Annotated in this window: 6 protein-coding genes; 3 read left to right on the forward strand and 3 right to left on the reverse strand. The window is 49.3% G+C overall.

The window, feature by feature from the left end:
* Positions 1-18 precede the first annotated feature (18 nt).
* Positions 19-3,333 (reverse strand): YhdP family protein, encoded by a 3,315-nt coding sequence (locus tag CRO57_RS06915; protein ID WP_170955980.1) that lies wholly within the window; start codon positions 3,331-3,333, stop codon positions 19-21.
* A gap of 464 nt (positions 3,334-3,797) precedes the next feature.
* Here CRO57_RS06915 and bcp point away from each other — a divergent pair, with 464 nt between their 5' ends.
* From bcp to CRO57_RS06930, 3 genes are all read left to right on the forward strand, one after another.
* Positions 3,798-4,271, forward strand: a complete 474-nt coding sequence (gene bcp / locus CRO57_RS06920) for a thioredoxin-dependent thiol peroxidase (protein ID WP_097152564.1) — start codon at positions 3,798-3,800, stop codon at positions 4,269-4,271.
* A gap of 107 nt (positions 4,272-4,378) precedes the next feature.
* Positions 4,379-5,254: a ferritin-like domain-containing protein gene (locus tag CRO57_RS06925; protein WP_097152565.1), complete on the forward strand. Its 876-nt coding sequence runs from the start codon at positions 4,379-4,381 to the stop codon at positions 5,252-5,254.
* A gap of 69 nt (positions 5,255-5,323) precedes the next feature.
* Complete coding sequence (locus CRO57_RS06930; protein ID WP_244580027.1) at positions 5,324-6,730, forward strand: M23 family metallopeptidase; 1,407 nt, start codon at positions 5,324-5,326, stop codon at positions 6,728-6,730.
* A gap of 89 nt (positions 6,731-6,819) precedes the next feature.
* Here CRO57_RS06930 and prfB read toward each other — a convergent pair.
* Positions 6,820-7,954 (reverse strand): peptide chain release factor 2 gene (gene prfB / locus CRO57_RS06935; protein WP_097152566.1). Its coding sequence is split into 2 segments (ribosomal slippage): positions 6,820-7,884 and positions 7,886-7,954, totalling 1,134 coding nucleotides; the frame shifts between segments, so codons are not numbered across the junction.
* Between the two features lie 242 nt (positions 7,955-8,196).
* A complete protein-coding gene (locus tag CRO57_RS06940) occupies positions 8,197-10,644 on the reverse strand; it encodes a penicillin-binding protein 1A (RefSeq protein ID WP_097153263.1) in 2,448 nt (815 codons plus the stop codon).
* Between the last annotated feature and the right edge of the window lie 581 nt (positions 10,645-11,225).

Here is an 11,225-nt window from a genome sequence, read left to right on the forward strand (position 1 = left end):
TTCCCTAGTCTATTTGATCTAGTTGCGACCAAACTCGAAAATCTTGCGCAAGGCTCCCGGCGCAAGAACCGATGCCGGATTAACAAACACTTTCGGATCTTTCAAATTTCCTTTGATCTTATAAGTGATGCCCAGCAAACCTTCATTCTTCCGATTTCCCAACGCACGTCCAATCACCGGCAGGCGAGAAAACAGATTGTTGACCGCATAAGCTGGAATGTAAACACCTGTCAAACGCAGGTTTTTATTACGCATATTCACGGTGCCATACATTGTAGCTCCCAAAGCGGGACCTTTGACGACGCCATTGGAAATCGAAATCACACCATCCGTGTCCGAGAAATTCATGGTCAACTTGTCAAAGCTTGTATCAGCCCGTTCTATCTTGCCACTGGACGTATTACGACGTTCAACGCCTTTGATGGCAAACTTTTTCAAGAATACCGAGCCGGCCATTTTTCGCCGATCATTCATTATCTGAGCAGAAATGATCAAACGACCGCCAACCAGTTTATCATAAGCACCCATGAAACGCAGGAAGCTTCCTGCATCACTCGCCGAGATATGAAATGTTGGCGATGTCCCTTTCTTTGTATCCACCTTGAAATCTGAGCGCCCGTTCAATTTGGCCGATATGAAAATTTCCGTATCCTTGCCCCTGGACACACTATGACGGGCATTTAAGCCAGACATGACACTTCCATTCATACCGATCACACGGTCGATCTTGGCCTTGAGATGGTAGCTGCTTGTACTTTTTTTCGATGATGAACCTTGTGAATTCAATGGGCCTTGTACCAATTTCCCGCGTAAATCCAACAACTTGCCTGAAACAAAGATATCTAGCAATTTTCCTTTTCTCTGTGTCGCACGAACAGACAATCGATCTCCGCGGCTCAGTGAAAGATTATGGATTACGAGAGATTTCAGGCCTTGCTTGGCATGAATTTTTGCCTCACCAGTTGCTTTGAAGCCTTGACCGGAAATGTTCAGCGACGAAACTTCATAAAGGTTACCCTTGGTCAAAACCTGAAAAGTTGCCTTACCTTTCACACCCGATTTCTTGATCCATCCAATCTCATCCAACCGCAAAACAGACTTGCTTAGGTCAACCTCCACATCGTAGCGGTGTTTCAGTGAACCATTTTGCTTGATTGCAACAGAGACTGGTCCTTGCAACCATTCCCCCAGATCCAGCCCGATTTTTGCGCGATCTCGCTCCGACATAACGAGTTTCACATTTGACTTCAGTTTGACCGACGCATCAGTTGATGTCTCCACATCAATATTTGCTTGCAGCCCATCAATGATGCCTTTCCCCGAAATATCGACACGCTTGCCATCTGTATTAATCGCGAGATTGGCTTTTTCGATCCTGCGCCCCCGCACAGGCAGAGCAGAGGAAAACTGCCTTAGATTCACTTTGGCGCTGTAAGTAACATCTTCCTTCTTCAAGTTCTTTTTGAAGGGAAAACTAAGCTTGACCCTAGCCGTAGCTTTGCCGCGTAACTTATCTGCTTTCAACTTCTCTGTTTTCAGAACCGACAAAGGCTCATGATCAACAATCGCCCCCAATGCGGCGGCACTACCATTGGTTTCAAGCACCAAGACCCCGGTTGCAGGGCGTTGAGCATGATCAGGAATTTCGAAACGTCCACTGGAGATTGGAAGACGGTGGCCCGAATTGGAAACGAACTCTCCATTGGTAAAGCTGGCCAGAAATGTTCGACCAGTAAAGATCCCGGTCCCGGAAATATTTTTAGCAGGTGCCAAATCCCCAAAAGGCTTAAGGGATACGTCTTTCAAACCAAAGACACCATTCACCGCCTCATCAGGTAATTCCAAACGATCATCCGGCGTTCTCTCAAACATCTTATCCGTAAGGGTAGCTTCAATCGTACCCCCGGTAGTATGGCCAGACTCAATATTCTCCAGAACCCATCGTCGCGCACCGCCAGCAATATTGACCGGCCACATTTGCGATAGCAGATCATAGGGCATAGGCGAAACATCAAACGCCATGCCAGACGTCAAGACATCATCAACCAACGCCAAGGAGCCAGATCCCTCAACCTTGCCTTCATCTGCAATCGCCGCAAAGCGATCAACAGTCATAATTCCGCTTTCCCGCCCAATGCGAGCTTTCACAAATATCTCATTGAGTTTCTTTGACGGGTTAGGATTGTCCCTGGCATCAAGTGTAATGTCCTGGCCTTCAACGACCATCTTCACTTCGCCAGCACTGTCTTTCGGCCAGACAGCAACTCCCTTGAATTGTCCTCCGGTTTCCCCGAACAGAACTTGTGCAAATTCAAGTGCCAGAACCCGATTTTCAGGCTCCCAATCCAATCTGAAATTTGCCTCATCCAAAAGCGCAGTATCATTGTCACCAAAATCAAGCTGCCCAGCCCCGACATCCAGAGCAATCTTCATATCGATCAGGCTTTCGCGGCCATCAAAATCCATTCGAGCAGCACCGTAAAACGGAGAGCTGAACTTGAAACGTCTCGCCTTTTCGGAAAAGCGCGGCCAAATATCTGCCAAGGACACATCTGCAAAACGAAATTCGATCGATTTTCCCGGAATCCCGTCCGTTGTCTGATCCAGCTTATATTCTGCCATGGCAAAAGCGATACGGCCTTTTCGTCCATCAACGGCAAAATCTATACGCCAATCATTGTCATCATCTCCCTTGGGTTTGTAGGAGAAAGCAACATTATCCAGCAGTCGCGACTTGTCGGCGAGAAGATCGGTAAAGTGAAGTTTGGTATCGCGAATAAGAATACGTGGCGGGCGTTTGTCAAAATCCTCCTCTGCAAGCGGGCGCATGGCACGTCTCATGCCATATATGAGCGACACAAATTCCGGCTCATCCGGATCATAATAGTCGGCTTGCGAACGCACTGGAGGACCAAACGTTTGCGAGAGTCCGCCCGGATCTTGTCCCGCAATGATGAAACGACCCAACTTGTCGCGAACCAGTTGTGCTTCAAGTTGCGGCACATAAATCTGGCTGGGAATGAACTTCTGTTTTAACAAGGAGAGAAAATCAATTTCCAGATCGATCCTCGGAGCTGAGAAAAGAGAAACAGAGCCCTCGGTTAGCCGAACATCGGTAAGGCGTAGCGCCAGACCTCCTCCCTCCGCCAGACTGACCTGTGCATCCTCCAATTCCAATATCTGTCCAGGTGCCATCAAATCCGAAGCAGCGCTTTCAATCCTGTCAGCCACTGATGAAATGGACATTGGAGAAATGGCAATCCGGACAAAAACAAGCCCAATCACCATGACACAAACAAACAGCGCAATGGATGCATATTTCAGCAACCTCATTCCCCAGGTTCGTCGAGATGAAGACTGCTTGTCTGTTTCATTTTGAGTGTTTGTCTGCATAGCAGAAGTGTCTCGACTATTCGGCGTTACTTGCTGAGAATGGTGGGAGATAAAGGCATGTCTTGAGCCTCATAATCATTGTGGTGTCCGTGAGTATTTGAAATATCCTGATCCACCCAAACGGGAAGCCTCCAAAAACTCGCCACCTGTCCCGAACTGTTTCTGTACAAGACCAACGCGATGCTGGCATTTCTGATTTTGTTATGCCAGATTCGATTGGAATGAAAAGAAATTTGTCGACGAACCAAAGACCCCGGCGATACTTTTATTCTGTTCATATCATGGACAGAATAAAATGGATCCAATTGCTGATTGCCACCGTAAAACCAAACGAATCATCATTACTTTCAAACCTGTCCATACAGGACCACATTGCGTCCTAAAATCGTCAAAAGGAAGGCAAAATGACAACAGAACTCGTTGAAGGCATGTCAGCACCAAGCTTTTCTCTACCAACCAATGGTGGCGGAACAATCAATCTAGCTGAGCTAAGGGGCCAGAATGTCGTTGTATATTTTTATCCCAAAGATAATACGCCTGGCTGCACCACCGAAGCATTGGATTTTACATCGCTGAAGGATCAATTCGCGAATGCGAATACCGCAATCATCGGGGTCTCTGCCGATAGCGTGCGCAAGCATGACAACTTCATCACCAAACATGATCTTGGGATCACCCTCGCTTCCGACGAAAACACTGAAGTGTGTAATGCCTATGGCGTTTGGGTAGAGAAGAAGATGTATGGCAAAACCTTCATGGGCATTGAGCGCGCAACATTCCTGATGGATTCCAGCGGCAAGCTCACCCGAATTTGGCGCAAGGTAAAAGTCAAAGGTCACGCGGAAGAAGTGCTGACAGCAGCAAAAACCTTATCATGACCATCCAGGGTTCATGAATGTCTATCCATGAACCATCCAAACATCATCAACTTTTGCCGCAACCTATCAAACGGCTGTCAGCACCCATATGAAATTCTGAAGTTCAAATGCTAAGCCATCCATATCTAAAAACCGCTCCGATGCGCGATGCCCAGAATTATTCATCTCTCGCAGACTACGCAAAGGCAATCACATCAACGCCAGATCTGGGTGAAAAGGTACAATTATCCTATGATGCAGCACGCGCCTGGTATGGCCGCAAGCTATCGCTAACTGATCATCATGCTCATAGTATGCCGGATCGCCCAGGAAGACCGGACAAACCGGAACTCCTGCCTCCTAACAGAATGCCAAAGCGCTCAAAAGGAAAAGGACAAGGAAAACTTGCCCTTCTTCATTCCCTTGCACATATTGAGCTCAACGCCATTGATTTAACCTGGGATCTGATAGGACGCTACGCCAATCAAACAATGCCGCGTAGCTTCTTCGATCAGTTTGTCCAGGTTGGACTGGAGGAAGCCTGTCACTTCAATCTCCTAAGCGATCATTTGCAAAAGCTGGGAAGTCACTATGGTGCCCTTCCCGCTCATGATGGTCTTTGGCAGGCAGCACAGGATACAAGTTACGATCTGCTGGCACGGCTGGCTCTGATTCCTCTGGTACTGGAAGCAAGAGGTTTGGATGTAACCCCTTCAACCGTCATTCGCATGCGAGAAAATGGTGACAGTGACAGCGCAGATATCCTGCAAATCATCTATCGCGACGAGAAGCGCCATGTAGCATTCGGAGTAAAATGGTTCCGCTATATGTGTGATCGCCGAAACCTGCCCCCGGAATCAACCTTTCATAAATTGGTTCGCAATCACTTTCGCGGTTCTCTCAAGCCACCCTTTAACGATTTGGCACGGGCCGAAGCTGGCCTAACTCCGGGATTTTACAAGCCATTGACAGGTATTTCATCCACGCGCCCGGATCCGATTTAAACGTTTTGTTAACCCTAATTGAGCCTTAATAGAAGCAACTAGAAGCATCATAAAGTTAAGTGGTTTCGAATGCTCTCTCAGGACAGAAACAAAACATTCGGGCGTAGGAATGAACCGCACCGTATCATCATTGCACATGGCGATGTAGTACAGGATTTCACAATCCGGCCTTGGGTCTTTTCTACCTTGTTCGTCATAGGTCTGATTTTCAGTGCACTTTACCTTTCCGCCACCACTTACCTTGTCTTTAGAGATGAAATCATTAGCTTTTCCCGCTCTGAACAAGCAATGATTCATAATGCCTACGAGGACCGCATAACCAATTTGCGTGCACAATTGGACCGTGTTGCCAGCCGCCAGATGATCGATCAGCAAGAGATCGAAAACCGTGTTCAAATTCTGATGCGCAAGCAGGCTGACTATGAAGCCTACTCATCGGTGCTTGCTCCGATTCTCGAAAAAGCCGAGGCCGCTGGCGTAAAGATTCGCGACACGCTGGATATGCCGACCCCCAAAACAGCTCCATGGCGCATTAAGCAATCCGATCAACAGGCAAAAGCCGAAATCCAACAAGCAACCGAAAGCAGAATTCAGACCAGTTTCACGGAACTTGCTTCACTGGGATTTCGATCAAGCAAACCAATCATGAGCGGAGCAGAGGTCAATCAGACCGATCAGCTAACCCAGGTTGCATCCCTTGATCTCGAACAGCCTTCCATGCTGGCAGCAAGTGATACCAGCATCGATAACGAGCCAACAAGCGCCGTCCCTCAACCAAGCAACACCATTATGCGCCTGGCAGACGCAGCTCAGCAATTGGACGATGATATCTTCGACAATGCCGTAATTCTTGGAAATATTCTGCAGGACATTCGCAAGAAAACCGAAAGAGTCGAACGCCGCATTGCATCTTTGGGTGTAAAGCTGGATTCCGATGTAGCAATGGGTGGTCCTTTCCTTCCATTGGCCCACCATTCAGATCAGAAACGTCTTGCCAGAGACGCTGAGCAAGTGGCTATCGCCCTCGACCAATATATGAGACTGAAGGAAAATATTCGCAAGTTGCCGATTGCTCACCCGCTGCCATCCGGCCGTTTGACCAGTCGCTTTGGCCCGCGCCGTGACCCGTTCGTAGGACGCATGGCTATGCATTCTGGCATCGACATTGCCCATCGTCGCGGCACCCCTATTCGTGCTGCGGGTGATGGCAAGGTTGTCCATGCAGGACGCAAATCAGGTTATGGTTTGATGGTCGAAATTGATCACGGCAATGGTGTAACCAGCCGTTACGCCCATATGAGCAAGGTCATTGCTCGCAAGGGAACCAGAATCAAGAAAGGTGCCGTGGTTGGCAAGGTTGGCTCTTCTGGCCGCTCAACCGGCCCTCACCTGCATTTCGAAACCCGCATTCGTGGCAAAGCGGTGAACCCAAGCTCATTCCTTCTAGCAGGCGTTGAGCTGCGCGGAGATATTTAAGCATCATTCACCCTTCGTCTTCAGCATACACCAGAGACATAAAAGCCCGGCAGTGCCGGGCTTTTCTATTTTGATATCAACCAATTGGCTTATACCAGATCTTCAACTGCCTGTTCATCTGCATCGCCAAATGCACGCTGCGCCAAAGCCGCTTCCATGTAAGGTGTCAATGCACCATCCAGCACATCTTGAGGGCTGGTGGATTCAACACCAGTACGCAAGTCCTTGACCAACTGGTAAGGCTGCAAGACATAAGAGCGAATTTGGTGTCCCCAACCGATATCGGTCTTGGATGCCGCTTCCGCATTGGCCTTGTCCTCGCGGATCTGCAATTCACGCTCATAAAGACGAGCCTTCAGCATGTCCCAGGCTTGTGCACGGTTCTTGTGCTGAGAACGCTGGTTCTGACATTGCACCACAATCCCGGTCGGCTGGTGCGTAATACGAACAGCAGAGTCTGTGGTATTCACATGCTGACCACCAGCTCCAGACGCGCGATAGGTATCGATACGGCAATCAGACTCATTGATCTCGATGTCAATGGAATCATCAATCACCGGATAAACCCAGATCGACGAGAAAGAGGTATGGCGGCGCGCCTGACTATCAAAAGGCGAAATACGTACCAGACGATGAACGCCGGATTCGGTCTTGGCCCAACCATAGGCATTCTCGCCCTTGATCATGATGGTTGCAGCCTTGATACCTGCTTCTTCACCGGCAGTGACTTCCATCACATCCACCTTGAAGCCAGCCTTCTCCGCCCAACGGGTATACATGCGCAGAAGCATCGAAGCCCAATCCTGGCTTTCGGTACCGCCAGCGCCAGAATGCACTTCGATATAACAATCATTGCCATCAGCTTCACCAGACAGCAGCGTTTCAATCTGCTGACGGTTGATATCTGCGAGCAAGCCCTGAATGGTCGCTTCAGCATCATCAACGATGTCCTGATCCTCTTCCATCTCGCCCATTTCGATCAGCTCGATGGAATCTTCCAGATCCTGATTAGCCTTGAGATAGCCATTGATCGCGCTCTCCAGCTTCTGACGCTCCTGCATCAGTTTCTGGGCATTTTGCGGATCATTCCAAAGATCGGGATCTTCTGCCAGATTGTTCAGTTCAAGCAGTCTTTTCTGGGATGCATCCCAGTCAAAGATGCCTCCTCAGCAGAGCAAGACCCTGCTTGATTTCATCAACCACATTCTGAATTTCAGCACGCATAGTCGTCCAATGCCTTTTCATTCATCACTTATTCGTTGCGGCAAAAGCGCGTTCCTGAAAAGTTGCAGCACTTTTCAGACAAGAACTCGCTTCAAAACAAAGAGTTAAAGCACTCTATGCGATGCAGCAATCGCATGAAGTGCTTTAAATACTGCGCTCATTGGCAGAAGTCCATCGTAATAACGAAAACGGACACAGCTTGATAAGCCATGTCCGCTATATTTTTGAGTATCAGGCGATAGCTAGAACAGTCCACCTGTGCCATCTGTCAAAGCCCGCTCCGCTTCCTGCGCAGAAATTGGCCGCCCCATATCTTCGGTAAAACCAATCACGGAATAGCTATCAGGTGGCAAGGTCCCAGGCTTGAAGGCTTCGAGAATAACCCCGCCACCACCAGCACTCGCACGCATACCGGTACGACGATCAATCGGGATCAGCTGCAAACCTTCCGGAACCTGAAATGGCTTCTTCGGCTTGTCCGCCAATGCCACCTTCATAAAGTCTGTGAAGATTGGTGCAGCCAGACCACCACCGGTCGAACCACGCCCCATCGGACGCGGACGATCATAGCCGACATAAACGCCAACAACGAGATCTGGAGAATAACCAACGAACCACGCATCGCGCTCATCGTTGGTTGTTCCGGTTTTACCGGCAATCGGCTTACCAACTTTGCGGACCACAGGCGCCGTTCCGCGCAGAACCACACCTTCCATCATGGAAGTAATCTGATAGGCGGTCATCGGGTCGAGCACTTGCTCACGGTTGTCTTCAACAATTGGCTCATCCTGACGGACCCAGCTCTGCGCGTTACACTCAGCGCAAATCCGATGATCATGACGATAGATGGTCTTGCCGTAACGATCCTGCACCCGGTCAACAAAGGTCGGTTCAATCCGGCGCCCGCCATTGGCCAGCATCGAGTAAGCTGTTGCCATCCGCATGATCGTGGTTTCGCCAGCACCCAGTGACATGGAGAGAACCGGCATCAAATTGTCATAGATACCAAAGCGATGTGCATATTCTGCCACCAGCGGCATACCCATATCCTGCGCCAGACGCACAGTCATGACGTTACGAGATTTCTCAATACCAAGACGCAAAGTGGACGGGCCATAGAATTTGCCGCCATAATTCTGAGGACGCCAGATGCCCTGACCTCCGCCCTGGTTGATCTCAACCGGAGCATCCATCACCACGCTGGACGGCGTATAGCCATTATCTAGCGCTGTTGCATAGACGAACGGCTTGAACGAGGACCCTGGCTGACGATAAGCCTGTGTCGCACGGTTGAACTGGCTCTGGGCGTAAGAGAAACCGCCGACAATCGCCTGAACACGTCCGGTATAAGGATCCATGGCAATCAAGGCACCAGAGACTTCCGGCACTTGCTGCAAGCTATAGAGGTTGCCCTCTTTCTGGCTCACATAAACCACATCGCCCGGCTTTAGAACATCAGAGACGGCCCGGATTTTCTTGCCCTTGCGATCCCCGGTCATCCAACGCGCCCAGGTCACATCCTTCAACGAGATCAAACCTGTCGCACGCTCGCTGGCCACTTTCTTGCCCGGCAAAATCTGCGGACGCAAACCGATAGCAGCTTCATTAGCCCCAGCAGAGAGAACAACGGCCAACGACCATTCAGGTAGATCGCTCAAAGGCTCGACCTTGGCAAGAGCCGTTCCCCAATCGCCTGCAATATCAGACTGGGCAACCGGACCACGCCATCCCTTCTTGCGATCAAAAGCGATCAAGCCTTTATGAAGTGCCTTGCGCGCTTCTTTTTGCAAATTGACATTCAAGGTGGTTCGAACAGACAGGCCACCGTTATAAAGTTTTTCCTCACCGAACTTCTCGTCGATCCAACGACGAACTTCTTCGGCAAAATAATCGGCTGCAAAGATCTGAGGACCACGGCTACGGAGTTTGACCTGAAGATCCATTGCCTTGGCCTTATTGGCCTCATCAACGCTCACATATCCATTATTGACCATCTGATCAATGACCCAGTTCCGACGCTCAATGGCTTTTTCCTTGCGTCGCAATGGATGATAATTGTTTGGTGCCTTGGGAAGCGCAGCCAAATAGGCGATCTCGGCCAGGTTCAGTTCATGAACGGACTTATCAAAATAATGCAGCGCGGCTGAGCCAATGCCGTAAGAGCCAATACCGAAGAAAATCTCGTTCAGATACAGCTCCAGAATTTCATCTTTGGAAAAAGCTTGCTCGATACGCATTGAGAGCAAAGCTTCCTTGATCTTACGCTCGTAGGATTGCTCGGAACTCAAGAGGAAGTTCTTCGCGACCTGCTGAGTAATGGTCGAAGCGCCAACCTTGCGTCGATCTTTGCCAATATTCTTGACATTGGTGACCACTGCTCGGGCGATACCGATGAAGTCCAAACCGGTATGGGTGTAGAAGTTCTTGTCCTCGGCAGACAGAAAAGCCTGCTTCACACGATCAGGCATTGCCTGAATAGGCAGAAACAAACGGCGCTGACGGGCATATTCTGCCATCAGCTGGCCATCGGACGCATGAATACGCGTCATCACTGGAGGCTCATAGTTCCGAAGGGCCGTAAAGTCCGGCAAACCAGCCATCATGGACTGCAAAAACATGTAGACAGCCAAAGCCACCACAATGAACAGAATCGAACCTGCGGCAAAGAGAAAGCCGAAGAAACGCCAAATTACCATGTCTGTCCTTACATCCTGTCTGTCACGCTTGACCACCGCCGCACCTAAGGAATCAGCCAAGCTGTCCGTGCGACCTTATACCCGATCAAGCCCAACCCAAAGCATTGAGCCAAGAAAAATGAGCCGATCCAATAAAAAATGAAAACCGACGGCCTTCCACCAATCACCCGAATCTAAAATTCGTCACATTAAGCAGTGAGCACCGAACGAACTTTAGATTCAAAAAGGTGACTGGCAAATATATGTTTCTAGTGTGATTTTAGGGATTGAAATAGGAAAACGAACCTGCCGAAAAATGATACCTATTTCAATCCCATCACACTAGCCCCAAAGTCAACTTGATACAAGCATGCTGGCAAAATGGGGCATCAATATGAGCGTCCGATTGATTAGCAGCTCGGACAAACTATCCCGCCTCACACCCAAAATGCACCTTGCCTGTCTGCGTTTGACAAAAGAGCTGAAAGGACGTTTGAGCCCTTTGCCCCCTTTGGAGGGTTTAGGCTCTGGACCCATTAATTAAGTGCATTTTGCGAGAGCAATTTTGCCGATTGGCAAGAAGGAAAGCTGAGACA

This window comes from Cohaesibacter gelatinilyticus (assembly GCF_900215605.1).
GTDB classification, from domain to species: Bacteria; Pseudomonadota; Alphaproteobacteria; order Rhizobiales; family Cohaesibacteraceae; genus Cohaesibacter; species Cohaesibacter gelatinilyticus.

Excerpts from the sequence above, each read along its gene's own strand:
- CRO57_RS06915 (WP_170955980.1), bottom strand. The coding sequence starts at position 3,333 with ATGAGGTTGCTGAAATATGCATCCATTGCGCTGTTTGTTTGTGTCATG.
- CRO57_RS06925 (WP_097152565.1), top strand. The coding sequence starts at position 4,379 with ATGCTAAGCCATCCATATCTAAAAACCGCTCCGATGCGCGATGCCCAG.
- CRO57_RS06930 (WP_244580027.1), top strand. The coding sequence starts at position 5,324 with ATGCTCTCTCAGGACAGAAACAAAACATTCGGGCGTAGGAATGAACCG.
- bcp (WP_097152564.1), top strand. The coding sequence starts at position 3,798 with ATGACAACAGAACTCGTTGAAGGCATGTCAGCACCAAGCTTTTCTCTA.